Source organism: Hymenobacter sp. BRD128, from assembly GCF_013256625.1.
Lineage (GTDB): Bacteria > Bacteroidota > Bacteroidia > Cytophagales > Hymenobacteraceae > Hymenobacter.
In genome coordinates this window covers 3382011-3400104 of sequence record NZ_CP053908.1, presented here as the reverse complement: position 1 = coordinate 3400104, position 18094 = coordinate 3382011, and the positions used below count along the sequence as shown (strand labels likewise).

Annotated in this window: 13 protein-coding genes; 3 read left to right on the top strand and 10 right to left on the bottom strand. The window is 60.3% G+C overall.

The window, feature by feature from the left end; all coding sequences use genetic code 11:
• Positions 1-58: 58 nt before the first annotated feature.
• Together GKZ68_RS15025 and GKZ68_RS15020 are read right to left on the bottom strand one after the other, a co-directional pair.
• Positions 59-1858 carry an alpha-amylase family glycosyl hydrolase gene (locus GKZ68_RS15025; RefSeq protein ID WP_173116188.1) on the bottom strand — a complete coding sequence of 600 codons (1800 nt, stop codon included), beginning with the start codon at positions 1856-1858 and terminating at the stop codon, positions 59-61.
• Positions 1859-1900: 42 nt separating this feature from the next.
• A complete protein-coding gene (locus GKZ68_RS15020; protein WP_173116186.1) occupies positions 1901-3760 on the bottom strand; it encodes an alpha-amylase family glycosyl hydrolase in 1860 nt (619 codons plus the stop codon).
• A 236-nt stretch (positions 3761-3996) separates the two neighbouring features.
• Here GKZ68_RS15020 and glgP point away from each other — a divergent pair, with 236 nt between their 5' ends.
• Both glgP and GKZ68_RS15010 read left to right on the top strand, forming a co-directional pair.
• A complete protein-coding gene (glgP, locus tag GKZ68_RS15015; RefSeq protein ID WP_173116184.1) occupies positions 3997-5643 on the top strand; it encodes an alpha-glucan family phosphorylase in 1647 nt (548 codons plus the stop codon).
• A gap of 207 nt (positions 5644-5850) precedes the next feature.
• Positions 5851-6513, top strand: a complete 663-nt coding sequence (locus tag GKZ68_RS15010) for an SOS response-associated peptidase (protein WP_173116182.1) — start codon at positions 5851-5853, stop codon at positions 6511-6513.
• A gap of 6 nt (positions 6514-6519) precedes the next feature.
• Here the strand turns inward: GKZ68_RS15010 and GKZ68_RS15005 are convergent, their stop codons facing one another.
• Genes GKZ68_RS15005 through GKZ68_RS14985 form a run of 5 tightly spaced genes read right to left on the bottom strand, consistent with a single transcriptional unit; the run spans position 6520 to position 14938 of the window.
• The gene (locus GKZ68_RS15005; RefSeq protein WP_173116180.1) at positions 6520-8946 is read right to left on the bottom strand and encodes a hypothetical protein; all 2427 of its coding nucleotides are present in this window, start codon (positions 8944-8946) and stop codon (positions 6520-6522) included.
• 23 nt (positions 8947-8969) lie between these two features.
• Positions 8970-10169, bottom strand: a complete 1200-nt coding sequence (locus GKZ68_RS15000; protein ID WP_173116178.1) for a DUF4249 domain-containing protein — start codon at positions 10167-10169, stop codon at positions 8970-8972.
• A 5-nt stretch (positions 10170-10174) separates the two neighbouring features.
• Positions 10175-11380, bottom strand: coding sequence for a DUF4249 domain-containing protein (locus GKZ68_RS14995; RefSeq protein ID WP_173116176.1), 1206 nt, complete (start codon positions 11378-11380; stop codon positions 10175-10177).
• Positions 11380-14154 (bottom strand): TonB-dependent receptor, encoded by a 2775-nt coding sequence (locus GKZ68_RS14990; protein WP_173116174.1) that lies wholly within the window; start codon positions 14152-14154, stop codon positions 11380-11382. The genes GKZ68_RS14995 and GKZ68_RS14990 overlap by 1 nt, the downstream gene beginning before the upstream one ends.
• A gap of 40 nt (positions 14155-14194) precedes the next feature.
• Positions 14195-14938 carry a hypothetical protein gene (locus GKZ68_RS14985; RefSeq protein WP_173116172.1) on the bottom strand — a complete coding sequence of 248 codons (744 nt, stop codon included), beginning with the start codon at positions 14936-14938 and terminating at the stop codon, positions 14195-14197.
• A 239-nt stretch (positions 14939-15177) separates the two neighbouring features.
• On the opposite strand from GKZ68_RS14985, the gene GKZ68_RS14980 reads away from it, so the two are divergent.
• Complete coding sequence (locus GKZ68_RS14980) at positions 15178-16395, top strand: alpha/beta hydrolase-fold protein (RefSeq protein ID WP_173116170.1); 1218 nt, start codon at positions 15178-15180, stop codon at positions 16393-16395.
• Here the strand turns inward: GKZ68_RS14980 and nth are convergent.
• From nth to GKZ68_RS14965, 3 genes are all read right to left on the bottom strand, one after another.
• Positions 16326-17018 carry an endonuclease III gene (gene nth / locus GKZ68_RS14975; RefSeq protein ID WP_173116168.1) on the bottom strand — a complete coding sequence of 231 codons (693 nt, stop codon included), beginning with the start codon at positions 17016-17018 and terminating at the stop codon, positions 16326-16328. The two genes, GKZ68_RS14980 and nth, sit on opposite strands and share 70 nt — an antisense overlap.
• Before the next feature lie 169 nt (positions 17019-17187).
• Positions 17188-17373 (bottom strand): hypothetical protein, encoded by a 186-nt coding sequence (locus tag GKZ68_RS14970; protein WP_173116165.1) that lies wholly within the window; start codon positions 17371-17373, stop codon positions 17188-17190.
• Positions 17351-17986 (bottom strand): RNA polymerase sigma factor, encoded by a 636-nt coding sequence (locus GKZ68_RS14965; protein WP_173116163.1) that lies wholly within the window; start codon positions 17984-17986, stop codon positions 17351-17353. The genes GKZ68_RS14970 and GKZ68_RS14965 overlap by 23 nt, the downstream gene beginning before the upstream one ends.
• Positions 17987-18094 lie beyond the last annotated feature (108 nt).

Here is an 18094-nt window from a genome sequence, read left to right as displayed (position 1 = left end):
AAAAAGGGTGGGAAATGAAGTAGCTGAAAGTTACGCCTAGCCAGTGCTTTAGTCCTAGCTATTGCGGCTTAATTTCTAAAACCAGGGCACTGAGCGGTGCCAGTGTGAGCTTGCTGAGGCTAGCCAGCGGCTCGCCGCCGTTGAGCAGGTCGCGGTAGGTGAAAGTGCGCTGGGTAGGCAGGCCCATGCGCTGCAACACGGCCTCCGGAATGAGCAGGGTGGGGCGGTAGGTTTTGGTATCGCTAAAGTTGACGACCACCAGCACCTGCTGGCCCTTGGTGTAGCGCAAAAAGCAGTACAGCTGGCGCTGGTCGTATTCCTTGCTGAGATTGTTGGCATCCTGCAACTCATAAAACTGACCCTTACGGATGGCCTCGCTGCTGCCCGCCAGGGTTAGCAGGCGCTTGTAAAAGTCGCGCAGCTGCTTTTGCTCGGCGCTGAGCTTGGCGCCGTCCATCTTGCCCTGGTTCAGCCACTTCTGGTGCTCGGGCACGCCCCAGTAGTCGAAAATGGTCGTGCGGCCATCCTCGCCCGAAAAGCCTTCGCTGCCCAGCGCGGGCTCGCCCACCTCCTGGCCCATGTAGAGCATGATGGGCCCGGTGGCTAGGGTGGCGCTCACCGTCATGGCCGGAATGGCGCGGCGCGGGTCGCCGGCAAATTCCTTAGAGGCAATGCGCTGCTCGTCGTGGTTTTCCAGAAAGCGCAGCATCTTGGAGCTGAAGCCGTTGCTTTCTTCTTTCCACACGTGGGTGATGTCATCCATGTTGCCTTCCTGGCGCATGAGGCGGCGCAGCCCGTCGTAGAGGCCTACCTTGTCGTAGAGAAAGTCGAAGTGACCCTTGTTGAAATACGTGGCGTATTCCTTTGGATTGTAGGCTTCACCGATGAAAATAAGGCCGGGCTTCCCCTTTTTCAGTTCCGGAATAACCCAGGCCCAGAACTCGACGGGCACCATCTCGGCCATGTCGCAGCGAAAGCCGTCCACGTCTTTCTTGGCCCAGAATACGAGGATGTCGCGCATCTTCTTCCACGTATCCGGAATGGGCTCGAAATACGTTTTGCGCCCGTGCTGGTAATCGACGCCGTAGTTGAGCTTGATGGTTTCAAACCAGTCGTTCACGCTCGGGGCGGCCGAAAACACGTCGTTGCCGGTGGCCTTGGCCGGAAACTCGTTGTACTTGCCATCCTCGCCGGGCCCCTTCAACGGCCCGAGCGGGTCGTAGCCGGCGGGCACCGTAAAGTGCTCGCCGGGCAGGTAATAAAAATTGTTGTTGGGCGCAAAGGCCTTGGTCTTGTCATCCTGCGCGCCCAGGTCTACCACGCCGGCCGGCTTGGCGTCGGAGTGGTACGAGCGGGCCACGTGGTTGGGGATGAAGTCCATCAGCACCTTTAGGCCGTGGGCGTGGGTGCGCGCCACGAGGGCCTCAAACTCGGCCATGCGGGCCTTTTTGTCCACGGCCAGGTCGGGAGCCACGTCGTAGTAGTCCTTCACGGCGTAGGGCGAGCCGGCGCGGCCCTTCACCACGTCGGCATCGTCGGCGAGCAGGCCCGACTGCGGGTAGCTGGTCATGGTGGCGTGCTCCAGCACGCCGGTGTACCACACGTGCGACGCACCCATCTCCTTGATTTTGGTCAGGGCCAGGTCATTGATGTCGTTAAACTTGCCGCAGCCATTTTCGAGCACCGTGCCGTAGGGCTTGTTCAGGGCCACCTTATTGCCAAACAAGCGCGGTAGCAACTGGTAGATAACGAGCTTGTTATCCTGCGGAATCTCGGTAGTCGTGTTGGGGTCTTGGGCCACGGGCAAGGTAAAAGCGGATACGGCCAGCAAGCTGGCCGCCAGCATCAGGTTTTTCATAAGTGCCGGCAAGGTAGGCGGGATAAAACCTAACGCGCAAGCCTACTTCCGCAGCTCCACCACCCAGGCCGTGTGCGCCGGCACTGTCAGGGTCTTCAAATCGGCGAGGCTAGCCCCGCTCACCACCTCCACACCCGACGAAAAGCCAGCGGTGCGCTCGGCGTAGCGGGTGCCATCCACCTTCTTCACCTCTTTAGTATTATTGGCAATCACCATCACGCACTCGCCCGCGTCGTTGTAGCGGAAGTAGGTATACACGCCATCCTGCGGGATAAACTGCATAAGCTTGCCCGATGAGAGCACCGGATGCGCTTTGCGGTAGTTGGCTAGCTTGCTCACGTAGTCGAACGCCTCGCCGGCCTGGCCGGGGCGCGAAGCGAAGTAGTTCGTCTTATCGCCGGCCCAGCCCCCGGGAAAGTCTTCGCGCACCTTGCCGTCGGGGTCCGAGAAATTCTTCATCAGCACTTCGGTGCCGTAGTAAAGCTGCGGCGTGCCGCGCAGCGTCAGCAGCCAGGCAATACCCATCTTGTACTTGGCGAAGTCCTCCCCGATAACCGAGTAGAAGCGGCTCATGTCGTGGTTATCGAGGAAGGGCACGTTGCGCGTGGCATCGGTATACATCCAGTCGCCCTGCAAGGCACGGTAGAGCTTGTTGAGGTCGCCGCCGTCGCCCTTCAGCACGTCGCTGATGCCGAAGCAAATCTGGAAATCAAGCACACCCGGCAGGTTCGACTTAAAGCCATTAACCGGCGGGAAAATATTCTGCGCGAAGAATGCCTGCTCGGCCTCCGTCCCCTCCCAGGCCTCGCCAAACAGGGCTAGCTTAGGATATTCGTCGCCGATGGCCTTGCCCCAGTCCATTAAGAACTTAGGCTCCGAATAGGGGTAGGTGTCGATGCGGTAGCCATCCAGCCCGGTGCTCTCCACCCACCACAAGAAATTCTGAATCAAATACGTAGCTACCAGCGGATTGCTCTGGTTCACGTCGGGCATGGTGGTGTCAAACCAGCCGTCGTTTTCCAGCATCCGGTCGCGCCGCGAGGCGTAGGGGTCGTTGAGGGTGAAGGCGTTGTAATTGCTGCGCGTGAAGGTTGGGAAAGCGTGGAACCAGTCGGCCGCCGGCTTGTCCAGAAATAAGTGGTGGTAGCTGCCCCAGTGATTAAGCACAATATCCTGCACCACTTTCAGGCCCTGGGCGTGGGCGGCTTTCACAAACTGCACGTATTCGGCATTGGTGCCGTAGCGCGGGTCTACCTTGTAGCAGTCCGTCACGGCGTAGCCGTGGTAGCTGGCCTTGGGCATGTCGTTTTCGATAATCGGCGTGGGCCACACGGCCGTGGCCCCAAGCTGCTTCAGGTAATCGAAGTGGTTTTGAATGCCCTTGAGGTCGCCGCCGTGGCGGGCATACATCGAGTCGCGGGCGATGTGGTTCACGCGGGTGCCCTTCACCACGTCGTTCTTCGGGTCGCCGTTTGAGAAGCGGTCCGGCATCAGCATATAAATAAAGTCGGCCTGCGTGAGGCCCTGTGTGCGGGCCGGGTCGGTGTTGCGCGGGCGCAGTTCGTAGCTGTAGGTGAGGGGCTTGGCGCCGGCAAACTTCAGCTGCAGCTTGCCCAGCTGGGCCTGCGGACTCACCGTGAGGTTGACGATGAGGTAGTTGCTGCTTTCGAGCTTCTGAAAGCCGTCGAGCGTTACGCCGGGATACGTGGCTAGGGTCACCTGGTCGGCGGCGATGCCGGGCGCATTCACCAAAAGCTGCAGCTTGGGATTTTTCATGCCCACAAACCAGTAGGTGGGGTCGATGCGGGCGGCCGTTTTGGCGGGGGGCGCAGCTAGCGCGGGGCTAGCGGCGAGCAGCAGCGCGGCCGCCGCGGCGGGCAGGAACGAGCGAAAAAAGTGCATAGGGCAGATAATGAGCTGGAAGGGTGGGGGAAATGAGGAAAAGCTACGACTAGTCAAAACGGGCTGGCCGGGCGCGGGAGGTGGCATTTTGGCCCGCAAACCATTGCGGAACTGCCCCCCGAAGCCCGCGACAAATTACGCCGACATGCCCCGCCCCTCCGCTAGCTTTGGCGTGTGGGCGCTTCCTTTGCCCTGCCGAAACCCCTTAGCCACAATCAACTACTGACTTTTTTTTCATGGCTTTTACTTTCAAAGCACCGGCTCCGGCCGCAAAATACAAGACCGCCGCGGCCTACTTCTCGATGGAGTTTGCCCTCGACCAGAGCTTGAAAATTTATTCGGGCGGCCTGGGCTTCCTGGCCGGCTCGCACATGCGCTCGGCCTACGAACTCAAGCAAAACCTCATCGGCATCGGTATGCTGTGGACCTACGGCTACTACGACCAGGTGCGCAACCCCGACCAGACCATGAAGGCCGAGTTTCTGCACAAGCAGTACTCGTTCTTGGAAGACACGGGCATCGTGTTCCCCGTCACCATCCACGATGCGCAGGTGCACGTGAAAGCGCTGTACCTGGCGCCCGAGACGTTTGGCACCGCGCCCATGTTCTTCCTCACCACCGACATTGAGGAGAATGACTATCTCTCGCGCACCATCTCGCACCACCTCTACGACCCGGACGCGGCTACCCGCGTGGCCCAAAGCATCGTGCTGGGCGTGGGCGGTGGCCGCCTGCTCGACGTGCTGGGTCGCCAGACCGACATGTACCACCTGAATGAAGGCCACGGCCTGCCGCTAGCCTTCTACCTCTACGAAAAGCACGGCCGCGACCTGCCCGAGGTGCAGAAGCGCCTGGTTTTCACCACCCACACGCCCGAGCTGGCCGGCAACGAGGAACGCCCCATCAAGCTGCTCCAGGACATGAGCTTCTTTGCCGGCGTGCCGCTTGAGGAGATTCGCCGCGTGGCCCGCCTCGACGGCGATTCGCTCAACTACACGCTCACCGCGCTGCGCTTTGCCCGCAAGGCCAACGCCGTGAGCAAGGTACACGGCGAAGTGGCCCGCGAAATGTGGGGTCACTACGCGGGCATCTGCCCCATCATCTCCATTACCAACGCCCAGAATGGCACGTACTGGCGCGACACGCAGCTGGCCGCCGCGCTCAAAGCCAAGGACGATACAGCGCTGCTGGCCCGCAAAAAGGAGTTGAAGAAGGAGTTCTTCAAAATCGTGGCCGACCAGACCGGGACGCTCCTCGACCCGGAGGTGCTGACCATTGTGTGGGCCCGCCGCTTTGCCGCCTACAAGCGCGCCGACCTCATTATGCGTGATTTCGAGCGCTTTGTGAAGTTGGTGAGCGATGATACCCGCCCCGTGCAGGTGATTTGGGCCGGCAAGCCGTATCCGAAGGACTACGGCGCCATCGACATCTTCAACAACATCATCCGCAAGACCAAGAGCCTCAAGCGCTGCGCCGTGCTCACGGGCTACGAGCTGGCACTGAGCGCCGAGATGAAGAAGGGCTCCGACATCTGGCTGAATACGCCGCGCTACCCGCGCGAGGCCAGCGGCACCAGCGGCATGACCGCCGCCATGAACGCCAGCGTGAGCGTGAGCATCGCCGACGGCTGGATTCCGGAGTTTGCCAAGGATGGCGAGAACTGCTTCCTTATCAAACACGCCGACGTGGCCTTGCCCGACGCTACTAAGGATGATATGGAGGCCGACAACCTGCTCGCCGTACTCGAAAACACCGTGGTGCCGATGTATTATGACCAACCCAAGCAGTTTCTAAAAGTAGTAAAAGCCGCCATGAAGGACGTAGAGCCCGAGTTTGAGAGCGGCCGCATGGCCAAGGAGTACTACGAGCAGCTCTATAAATAATAATCGCAGATTTAGAGAGATTAGGCTGATTCCGCAGATTCGGGCTTCAGCAACGGCGGCCGGTTTTTCCTGAATCTGGGAGAAGCCGGCCGCTTTTTAGTGCCCATTTTTGGTAGAAAATCGTAAGGGAAAGACCATAGCCAAACTGGCCGTTGCCGAAGCCCAAATCTGCGAAATCAGCCTAATCTCTCTAAATCTGCGATTATCGTGTGTGGCCGTTATACCGTTATCACGCCCGCTTCGGGGCTAGCCAAGCGCTTTTCGGCGCAAGCGGCGGCTAGCCCGGCGCCCAATTTCAACGCCGCGCCCTCGCAGGCCCTGCCCATCATCACCAATACCGCGCCCGGCCAGATTCAGCTCGTGAACTGGGGCTTGGTGCCCTCCTGGAGCCGCGACCCGGCCGGCGGCCCCAAGCCCATCAATGCCCGCGCCGAGACCCTGGCCGAGAAGCCCAGCTTTCGGCAGCTGCTGGCGCGCAAGCGCTGCCTGGTGCTGGCCGACTCATTCTACGAATGGCAGGCCACCGAGCGTGGCAAGATTCCGCACCGCATTTTATTGAAAAGCGAGGAGCCCTTTGCCTTCGCGGGGCTCTGGGATGAGTGGGTCGATAAGGCTACCGGCGAGCTGCACCCCACGTTCACCATCGTCACGACTGAGCCCAACGAGCTGATGGCCAAGCTGCACAATCGCATGCCCGTCATCCTGCCCGGCCCCGACGCCGAGCGCGCCTGGCTGGCCGACGACCTGGGGCCTAGCCAGCATCAGCAGCTCCTGATACCTTGCGATGCCAGCCTGATTCGCGAATACGTCATCACCACCCGCGTGAACTCGCCGGCTAACAATGACGCGGAGGTGCTGGCCGCTGCCTGAACAGAGCTAAAGCGCAGGCTTCACCTCAAACGAGAAGCTGGTGCTGCCGGCTAGGCCGGTGGGCGCCAGGCCCTGCACCACTACCAGGTAGCGGCCGGCCTGGTCCGAAGAAAAGAAATCGAGCGCCCGCGGCTGGCCGGGGGCTAGCTGCACGGCGGGGTTCCAGTAGAGCAGGTTGCGCAGGTCGGGCAGGCGGCTGTGCTGCTGGGCTTCGGTGTCGTAGCGCGGGGTGTAGAACTCGCGCGGGGTTTGCAGGCCCTCATACTCTTCGATAAGCGCGTGCGGGTTGATGGGAAAGCCGCCTAGGTCGCCCTTGTAGGTGGTGTAGCTTACCACGCCATCGTACACTTGCTGGCCCAGGAAATAGCGGTTGGCAATTACCTCTAATTTTCTAATTTTCAGCGGGTCAAAGGCCATTACCTGGTTGATGTTGAAAATGGGTAGGCCATCGAGCAGCGTCAGTGGGTTTTCCTGGAGGGTGAGGTGCTTGGGCCGGTCTATTACCAAAAAGTGGAAGCCGTCTTTGCGCTTGCGTACCAGCACGGCGGGCACGTATTCGCGCATCACATCTTCCAGCGAGGGGAAGCGCGTGTAGTTGTCGAGCAGGTACCACTCATCGGCTCGCCCAAAAAAGGCCAATGTATCATTGGAAATTGACCGGTAGCGTGGGGGCTGCCTATCATAGACACGTTGCGCCTGGGTTTGCAGGTGGCGCTCGCTCAGGGAGGTGGCCCACTGGCGCGGCAGGGGGGCTAGCCCGGGGGGCACCAGGCCGCCGCCCGCCGTGAAGGGGCTTAGCAGTTCGAGGTGATACGTGCTGTCGCGCTGCGGATTGGTTTGCAGCACCAGTTTGCGCAATCCATAAAAATCGGGCAGCTCAAACTGCACCGTGCCATCGGTGCGGCTGAGGGAGTTGGCTAGCTGGAAGGACAGGCCCGGCAGCGATAAGTAAGCCGGGATGCCGCTGGCCGGCGCCCCGCCCGGCTGGCTGACGCGGCCACGTAGCACGTAGCCATTCAGCTCGGGTGGGTAGAGGCTAGCGGCCGGGCGGCCCGCCAGCACCTCGTCCCACTTGAAGCGGCGCCAGCCTTGGGTCAGCATCAGGTTGTCGGCGGCCAGCCGGGCCGTGGCGCTGGAGTCGCGGAAATAGTAGCCGGCATCTTCGATAAAGCCTTTCAGGTCAGCAGCCAGCAGCAGGTAGCTGCTGATATCGGCCGCGGGCGTGGCGGCCGCCAGCGAATCGAGCCGGTATACGGCCAGCGAGGTCGCGGCTGGCTGGCTGGCTTCTAGCCGCAGGCTCACGCGGCTGCGCGGGCCATAGGCAGCGGCCGAGGCGCTGCCTTGCAAAGCCAGCGTGTGGGTGGGCCGGCGGAAGAACAGGCGCTCGGCCACGGGCCGCTGCCCGTTGAAAATAGTGAAATGCGTGATGCCCGGCTGCAAGCCGCGTTTATCGACCTGAAAAGTGGCCCGCCCGGCCACCAGGGCGGCTTCGGCGGACGCCGTTAGCTGCTGGCCGGTGTGGGCTAGCAGGTGCAGGCGCTCGGTGCCCGTCGTGGGCTGCGTTTGCACGGCTAGGGTGAGCGAGTTAGGGTTGTCATCGGTCAGCAGCAGCGCATAACCCTGCTCGGCTATTGCCGGCAGCCTGCCCGTTACGACGGCCCCGCCCGGTAGCTTCACGGTAGCCGTGTAGGTTGCCCCGGCTGTGGTGGGCGTCAGTTGAAAGCTGCCCATGCCAAATTTTAGCGTTTGCAAAGTGGCTACAGTAGTTCCCCGCGCATCGGCCACGGTGCCGGTGGCGGCCAGGCTGTGGCCCCGCCGGTCGGTGAGCTTGAACGCTACCCGGCCGGGCAGCCCCTGCACCAGCTGTCCACCTTCTGGGAAGAATTGAAAGTCATAAGCCGGCGCCGACGAAGTGGCGGGCATTGGGGCCGGGCCGGCCTGCCAGGTATTGAGTATCGTAACCGGCTGCTGGAAATAAAAATCTGGGCCCGCGTTTTTCATCCAGTTGGTGTAGGCACGCACTACGTAGCGCCCGCTAGCCAGGTCGGCGGGCAGTTCCACGGCCCCGTTGCCCGTGGCATCGGTGAGCGCTAGCTTGGTTTGCACTACCGGGCGTTGCGCCGCATCGAGTACTTCCACGTAGGCTACCTTGCTCATGGCCAGGGGGCGGTGAAAGGTGCCATCGACGGCGTAGGCCTTAAACCACATCGTTTCGCCCGCCGTGTAGGCCGGCCGGTCGAGGTGCAGAAAAAGCTGCTCGGTGAGGGTGCGGCGGTAGTGTTGCCGGAGCTTATTGCCAGGCGCAGTAGAGTCGGTAGGGGCCTGCGCCAGGCTAGAGGCGCTAGCTAGCCAGCCTAGCGTCAGGAGTAGGTAGCCAGGATGGCGCAAAAGCCGACCGCAAAACAGCCGCGCGGGTAGTAAAGGACGTGACATAGGCTAGAAAATGGCTGGCTAGGCTACCAGAAGCTGGGTTTTACAATGGTGCCGCGCGTGCGGCAGTCGATGCACGCGTGCGGTCCCCCTTCGTACCCCAGCGTGTCGCCGCCAACGATGTAGTACTGGGTTGGTATGCTTTCGCCCGACTTGAAAATCCGGGTATTGGGCCGGTATATGCGCAGCGATATTTTGTCGTTTAGGTCGGGCACCAGCTCCGAGCCAAACGTGCAGTCGCTGTACGGGTCCTCGAATACCCAGTCTTTCGGTAGGCCCAGGCTGGCCGGCGTGGCAAACAAGCGGCGCTGCACCACCGTGTGGGCGCCGACAAAGCCGAGCACGGGCTCCTGAGGGTTGTCCACGCGGTGCACGTTGCCGGTGAGCTGCGCCGGCAAGGGGTCGTTGACGGTGCCCACAGCTTCGGTGTTTTTACGCAGCAACTCATAGTAGGCAAACTCTTCGGCCGTTTCGGCATACTGCGTGACCAGCACGCTATAGCGAATCTTGATGCGCTCGGCGCGGTCCGAAAAGCTATTGACTACCTGTTGAGCTATGATATTCTGGCTGAGCGAGGCGGTTCTGGCTTGCCTAACGGTAGAAGGTGTTTCGGAGCGGTAGCAGGTGTAGATGGGCGTGACGCGCCGCCGCACCAAGCCCCCGATAACTTCCAGCTCCGATTTGTAAGCCGCATTGAATTCCCAGGTTTCGTAGGTGCGCCAGCGGTAGTACTGGGCTTGGTTAGTGGGGTCGTGGGTGCTGGCCAGCAACTGGATTTGCCCATCCTTTTGTACAAATTCGAGGCGGTCAAAATCAGGCGTCACTTTTAACGGCACTAACTCTGACTCATAGGTGGCCGCCGAAGCGCTTTCCCCCAGACTGATACGCAGCTGGTAGCGGTGGCCCGCCGGGAGGTGTAGGCTGTCCGATTGATAGTAGCCGGGCAGCTGCTCGGCTAGGGTATAGCGCTGGCCCGCATCGTCGAGGATGTAAACCGTGGCGCCCTTCTGGGCAGGTGGGGTAGTGGTAGCAGCAATATTTTCGGAGCGCGAGAGGCGGATGCGGGTGCGCCCGTTGCCATTGATGAAGCCATCGACTACCAGCAGGTTGGCATTGGCGCTCACCACCTCGGGCAGATACGCTTCTACGCACCCGCCCGCCCCCAGGGCCAGCAGCACGGCTAGGCCTGCGGCAGCGATACGAAAATAGGAGCAACGCTTTGTCATGCAGGTTACCAGAAAGTAGGCTTTATATTGCTGCCCCGGGTGCGGCAGTCGATGCACTCGCGGGCACCGCCCAAATAGCCATATACGGGGTAAGTGGTGCTTTGCGAATATAGAAGGTCGGTCGGTACGTTGTCGGGGTCGGCGAATATGCGCGATGCTGGATAATACACCCCGTATTTAAAGTAGGGCTTTACAACTTCACCCGTATCGGGTGCCTGGCAGTTGGCATAAGGGTTTTCGTAGAAGTCGGGCTTATGGGCCGGCAAGTCCTGGGGGTTGATGAAGAGACGCTGCTGCACGAGTGTATGGGCACCGACGAAGCCGAGCACGGGCTCCTGGGGGTTGTCCACGCGGTGCACGTTGCCGGTGAGCTGGGAGGGCAGCGGGTCGTTGACGGTGCCCACGGCCTCGGTGTTTTTGCGCAGAATCTCGTTGTAGGCGAATTCTTCGGCCGTCTCGGCATACTGGGTCAGCAACAGGCTGTAGCGAATCTTGACGCGCTCGCTGCGCTCGGAAAAGGCGAGCACCTGCTGCTGACTCAGCGCGTCCTGGCTCAGCGAGGCCGTGCTCACTTGCGTGATGGTGCTCGGCTGCTCGGTGTGCCAGCAGGTGAATATCGGCGTGATGCGTTTCACAATAATTCCGCCGCGAAACTCGATGTTCGACGGATACAGCGCGTTAAACTCCCAGGTTTCGGCCAAGCGCCAGCGGTAAAAGCGCGAGCTGCCGCTGGGGTCGTGCGTAGAGAAGCTAAATAGCAGCTGCCCATCCTGGCGCGTCCACTTGAACTTGTCGAAGGCAGGCGTAACCTTCAGAGGCACGAGGTCAGACGCATAGCTGGCAGCATTAGTAGTGCTGATGCGCAGCTGATAGCGCCGGCCAGCGGGCAGCACGAGGCTGTCCGAAACATAAAAGCCCGGGCGCTGCTCCGCTAGAGCATAGCTGCGGCCCGTCTCATCAACGATGCTGAGTTTGGCGCCCTGCTCGGCGGGTGGGGCGGTGGCGGTGCCGATGTTCTGGGTGCGCGAGAGGCGGATGCGCGTGCGCCCCGCTCCGTTGAGGAAGCCGTCCACCACCAAGTATTTGGTCGGCGCGTCCAGCACGGCCGGCACATACGGCTCCACGCACCCGGATAGACCTAGCAACGAGGCTACAGCCAGGCTCGCCGCACCCTGGCGGGGCCAGTCCGAGAATAAAGATGGATGGCGCATCAGAGGCGGAAGTTATAAGTGACAGTCGGGATGGGCGTCCCGAAAATGGAAAGCTGATAGCCTTTCAACTGCCCGTTAACGGTCTGAAAATACACCGAATACGGATTGTGCCGGCCCGTCAGGTTGTACACGGCCACCGTCCAGGAGCTGTGCGCGAACTTCTTCACTTTGTGGTTGCCTTCAAAATTGACGGCTAGGTCGACGCGGTAGTAGTCGGGCACCCGGTACATGTTGCGGTCCGAGTAGTATACCCGCAAGGCATTGTCGATGTAGTACTTGGCTAGCGGCAGCGTAATGGGCCGGCCGGTGCTGTAGTTGAAGTTGAGCCCTACGTTGAAGCGGCGGCTGAAGCGGTAGTTGCCTACGAGCGTAAAGTCGTGCGGCTTGTCGTAGTTGCTCGGGTACCAGTTGCCGCCGTTTACCACGTCGGTGGCCGTGTTCACCTGCACCAGCGAGCGCGCATAGGTGTAGCTCAACCAGCCGTTGATTTTGCCCACGTTTTTGCGCAGCAGCAGCTCTACCCCGTAGGCGCGGCCTTCGGCATTCACGAGGTCAGTTTCGAGGTGCGGATTAAGTAGTAGCACGGCACCGCTCTTATAATCCACAAAATCGTGAATTTTCTTGTAGTACACCTCCGCCGAAAACTCGATGGTATTGCGCTTGAAATTGTGGTAGTACCCTAGCGACACCTGGTCGCCCACCTGCGGGCGGATATAATTATCGCTCAGCTTCCAGGTGTCGGTCGGCGACACGACAGTTGTGTTCGATAGCTGATGAATATACTGGCGCATCCGGTTGTAGCTGGCTTTCACCGACGAGTTGGCCGTCAGCTCTAGCTTGGTCGAAATGCGCCACTCGGGGCCGGCGTAGTGGGCTAGCACCTGCCCGCTGCCGTAGGCCGTGGTGCCGGTTTTGGTGCTCTCGCTGCGCGATAGCCCCGGCAGGTAGTCATTTACGAGGCGGGGCCCCAGCGCCTGGTAAAAGGAGTAGCGCAGCCCCGCTTGCACCGAAAAGCGCGTGCTGACGTCGAAACGGTCGGTGAGGTACGCGCCGCTTTCCAGGGCCCGCTCGTGCTGAATAGTGGTCGGTAGCAGCAGCGACTGGTCACCCAGCGGCTGCTGGTCGCCGGGGGCAGTGTTATAAAGCAGGGTGCTAGCCCCAAAATCAAGCGTGTGCTTGGGAGCAGCCAGGTAAGAAAAATCGGCTTGCAGCGCCGACTGGCTTACCCGGTAAGCAAAAGAAGAGGCGGATAATGGGTACCGATTGGTCGTCAGGCTGAAGTCGTACTGGCTGGTAGTAGCCAGCACCGAACTGGCGAGCTTAGGGCTGAACGTGTGCTTCCAGTTCAGGCTAGCGGCTTGGTTGCGATACTCATAGATGGTATCGCTGGCCAGCCGAAACCGGTCGTGGCTGAGATAGCCAGTCACCGAAAGAGAATTGTTGGGGTTAAGGTCGTACGTCAGGTAGGCGCTTAGGTCATAAAAAGAGGCCGCGCTGTTGCGCAGCGTCGGGCTGGGCACCCGCTGCAACAGCCAGTCGGAATAGGAGGTGCGCCCACTAATCAGAAAAGAACCTTTGGCGCCGGGCAGCGGCCCTTCGAGCGTGAGGCGGCTGGTGAGTAGCCCAATACCGCCCGAGGCCCCAAACTTCTTGCGGTCGCCCTCGCGGCTCACAATGTCGAGCACCGAGGCTAGCCGCCCGCCGTAGCGCGCCGGAATGGCACTCTTGTACAGCTCCACCGACTTCACTATGTCGGGGTTGAAGGCCGAGAAGAAGCCGAACAAGTGGGCCGGGTTATAAATAGTGGCGCCGTTGAAAAGCACCAGGTTTTGGTCGGTGCCGCCACCGCGCACGCTCATGCCAGTGCTGCCTTCGCCCACCGTCTTCACGCCGGGCAGCGCCATTACCACGCGCAGCAGGTCGGCCTCACCAAATACGGTGGGTACTTGCTTAATCGTCTTGATATCCAGCAGTTGCACGCCCATTTGCATGCCGCGCACGTTGCGGTCCTTCTGGCCTTCTACTACCACTTCTTGCAGGGCCGCCGCATCGGTGGCCACCTCCAGGTTGAAGCGGCCGTCGGCGTGCACCACTAGCTGGCGCCGCGTGGTCCGGATGCCGATGCCCCGGATATTGAGGTTGTGCCGCCCCACGGGCACCGTAAGCGAATAGTTGCCCTGCCGGTCGGTGGTCGTACCGATAGTGGGCGAGTCGATAAATACGGCCGCCCCTATTACCGGTTCGCTGCGCGGCCCGGCCGTGCGCACCGTGCCCGTGATGGTAGCGCGCCCGCTAGCCGGCGCAGCCTGGCGCGGACCGATTTCATACACTTTGAACTCCGAGGTGCCGGTGGCCGGTGGCCCGCCGGCGCGCGCCGGGCCCGTAGCAACTGCCGCAGGCGGCGCCGTGCCCGCAGGCACTTGCTCAAAAAAATCGCTCGATAGCTGCGTTTGCAGCGGGTACTCAGGGGTAATAAATACGCGGTGCGTTGCTTCGTCTATGGCAAATTGTAAAGAAGAATGTGCAAATACTTGCTTCAATAAAGCGCTTACGGCCAAGCCGCTAGCCTGCACCTGCACGGTTACCGTGTCAACAGCGGCTGGGTTAAAGAAAAAGCGATAGGGCGTTTGGGCCTCCACGCGTTGCGCAAACTCCTCGAAGCGCAGATTGCGGAAGTCGCCGCTAATAGTGGGTTCGGTTTGCTGGGCCCAGCTTGCTTGGTTGGCTACCAACAGGCCTAGCAGGAGGAAAAGGAAGGAGTAGAGACGGGGCACAGCAGGTGGCTAAGAGCAAGAGATAGAGCAGTCCAGCCGTTCATTGAGGCAGCGTGTAGTAGTACCGTAGCACCTCAAGGGCCGAGGCCTCGCGTTGCGCCGCCCGAAAGCGCAGTTTGTGCTGACGGGCGTAGCGCTGGGCCTCGGCTTTGTGAGCGGGTAGTAAGGCTAGCAGGTCTTTCAGGCTACTTACCTCGGCAGCGCTACTGGCCGTGCGTAGCAAAAGCTGGTCGGCCTGCCGGTACTCAAAGCGCAGGTTCTGCTGCACGTAGGTCTGCTCCACTCTTTTGGTGTGGCGGGCTAGCAGGCTCACCGGGCCCGGCAGCAGCACCTCGTAAAAGCCGGTCGGCATTATCCGGCTGGTAGTCGAGTCGGCGCGCATGCGCGCAAACTGATGGTTACCCAGCGTGAAGCTGCTGATAAATTCTGGCACAAGTTTGATGACTGCCGTTTGGCCCGGGTAAGTCAGTACAACCTGGTCTAACAGTAGGTCGTAGCGCAGCAGCACATTCTCAAAAGCGCCCTGGCGATACACGATAGTGCCCGTTTGCGGAGTGGCATCCAGAAAAAACTGGTGCCCAATGCTGCCCGGCTTGCTATAATCTACGTACTCCGGGCCATTAAATAACACTGACTCAGGCCGCACCAAGTGTGCATATACTTGGCGAGCGGTAGCTACTGCCTCTACCGAGGCGCTGTCAACTCGCACTTGGGCTACTGCTTGGCCGGGGACTGCTAGCGCGAACAAGATGCTAAAGCATCCATAGTAGGCTAAGTTCTTCATAGGCAGATAGAAGGTCGAAGTAGTAAGCCAAGCAAGCTTTTAAGTACTAAGCTCGCCAAGAAACGGCAAGAAGCAACACAATCAGCAATTATGAGCACCGATGCCTAGGCTAAGTTGCGTAGAGGAGAATAATAAATCTCATTTTATTTTCATAAGAATTAGCCTTTCTATTAAAGTAAAGCGCAAGTAGTAGCAACTCATTCCGAATACTATAAAAAGCTAAAGAGCTCATTTTTACTATGCATAAGGCCGCCGTGAAGAAAATATTTTCTCGCTTACTACGGCGGCTGGGCCGCCGGGCCGCCCGCACCTCAGTCACGTTCCGGCTCACTAGTGTGCCGGCCAATACGCCGGACGGGGCCACCATCTACCTCGCTGGCTCGTGCAACGGCTGGACTACTGACGACCCAGCTTATGCTTTTAGCTTTGACCCGGCCGCTGGCAACTACTACCTCACCCTACCGCCCGGCCGGGGCACCCTCGACTACAAGCTGTGCCGCGGCACCTGGACTACCATCGAAACCGACGCCGACAACCTAGCCGTGCCTAATCGGCGCTACATCTTCGGGCAGGGCCCACGCGAAGTCCAGCTACAGGTGCTCAACTGGGAAGACCAAGGCGGCTTCATTCCGCCGCGTCAGCATTCGGCCTCAGCCAATGTGCACATTATCAGCCCAGCCTTTGCCATGCCGCAGCTGCGGCGCACGCGGCGGGTGTGGGTGTACCTGCCACCCGGCTACGCTGAGGGGGCTAGCCACTACCCGGTACTGTACTTGCAGGATGGCCAGAATGTGTTTGACCAATACACGTCCTTCGCTGGCGAGTGGGGTGTGGATGAGACGCTTGATGCCCTAGCGGCCAGCGGCCACGACCTGGGCGGCTGCCTGGTAGTGGCCGTAGACAATGGCGGCCAGCACCGCCTCGATGAGTATTCGCCCTGGCGCAACCGCCGCACCGGCCGTGGTGGCGAAGGCGAGCAATACACCGAGTTCTTGGTCAAAACCCTGAAGCCCTATATCGACCACCACTACCGTACCCAGCCGGGGCGCGAGGCCACCGGTATTCTGGGTTCGAGCATGGGCGGGCTGCTGGCTACGTATGCGGCGCTGCGCTACCCAGCGGTATTTGGGCGGGTGGGCGTGTTTTCGCCGGCCTATTGGTTTGCTGGGCAGGCGCTGCTGGCCTACGTGGCGGAGCAGTCGCCCCGGCCCGATACCCGCTGGTATTTCGTGTGCGGCACCCAGGAAAGCCCCACGATGGCGCCGCTCATGGCGGCCATACGCGATGCCTTACACGATGCCAGCGTGCCCGCCAGCAATTTGAATTTCACTACCCTAGCCGATGGGCAGCACGCCGAGTGGTTTTGGCAGCGCGAGTTTGCGGCTGCCTACACCTGGCTCTTTGCCGAAGGCTTACCGGCCGCCGGGGCTAGCTCCGGCGCTACTGTTTTGGCGTAGTAAGCGCAAAAATCGGTGAGCGGGCAGGCGCTGCACTTGGGCGAGCGCGCCACGCACACGTAGCGCCCGTGCAAAATCAGCCAGTGGTGGGCCTTCGGGATAATTTCCTGCGGAATATATTTTACCAGGGCTTTTTCTACCGCTAGGGGGGTGGTGGCGGTTTTGGGCACCAGCCCCAGCCGGTGCGACACCCGGAAGACGTGCGTATCGACCGCCATCGCGGGCTGGTTATAAATCACCGATACCACGACGTTGGCCGTTTTGCGACCTACGCCGGGCAGGCGCTGCAATTGCTCAATGGTACTGGGCACCTCGCCCGCGAATTCTTCCATGAGCAGTTTGCCCAGTCCGGCCAAGTGCCTAGCCTTATTATTCGGGTACGAAACGCTGCGGATAAACGGAAAAATGTCGTCGGCCGCGGCCACGCCCAACTCGGCGGCGGTCGGAAACTGCTCCAGTAGCGCGGGCATCACCTGGTTCACGCGCTTGTCGGTGCACTGCGCACTCAGCACCACGGCTACTATCAGCTCGTAAGGATTGCGGTAGGCAAGCTCCGTTTTGGGCTCCGGAAAATTAGTGGTGAAGTAATCGAGAAAGCGGCGAAACCGTTCGGGGCGAGTCATGGCAAAAACGAAGAGCTGCAAGCGGCACTAGCCCAAAGCTACCTAAAAAAGAACGTCCTGCTGAGCTTGCCGAAGCATCGCTACCGTCTTTGGGTGAAGCGATAGCGATGCTTCGACAAGCTCAGCAGGACGTTCCTTGAGGGTAAAGAAATCGGCGTTGCTCCCGCCGCTAGCGCATAAACGTGCGCGAGTACTGCAAAATAGCCGCCGAGGTATCGGGGCGCGGGCCGCGCACCAGGTGGTCGAGGGTGCGCTGGGCCAGGAGCAGGTCGGCACAGGCTGCGGCTAGCTCGGAGTCGTGCAGCAGGGCATCCTCTACCTCGTGCTGTTCATCAGCTGGCAATTCGTTGTACACGTAGCGAAGCAACGTCGGGTGGGGTAAGGTTTGAATCATAAAGAAGCGAATGGGCGGCCATTTTTTTCCGCAGGTTAATGAGTGCGTAACGCATGCGGCCCAGCGCGGTATTGATGCTAACGCCGGTTGCGTCAGCGATTTCCTGAAAGCTCATATCGCCGTAGTGGCGCATTAGTAGCACTTCTTTCTGGGCCGTGGGTAGTTCCTGAATGAGTTGGCGTAGGTGCGCGTGGCTTTCCTCGCGGCCCAGCACATCGTCGGCCGACTCTTCTGAAAGGTGTAACGAATTAGCCAGCCCCATGTTGTCATCGAGGCTCGTTTGGGGCGCTCTTTTTGCGCGGCGAAACGCATCGATGGCCAGATTGTGGGCAATGCGGCACAGCCACGAGCCAAACTTGCCTTCGTCCTGGTAGCGCCCGCTCTTGAGCGTATGAATGGCTTTGATAAACGTATCCTGGGTCAGGTCGTCGGCCAGGTCTTCGTCGCGTACCACCAAGTGAATAGTCGTGTAGACCCGCGCCTGATAGCGCTGGAGCAGCTGGGCAAATGCCGATTCGCGGCCGGCCAGGTAGAGGTCGATGAGCGCGGAGTCGCTCGGCTGCAGAGGTTCCATAAAGAACTACGAGTTATAAGGGAACGTAGAGCTTCTGGTCGATAGTGTGCAGCGTTAAGAAAAAAAGGAGTGGGGGTTTAGGAAACCGCCATAATCGAGCCAAATGTA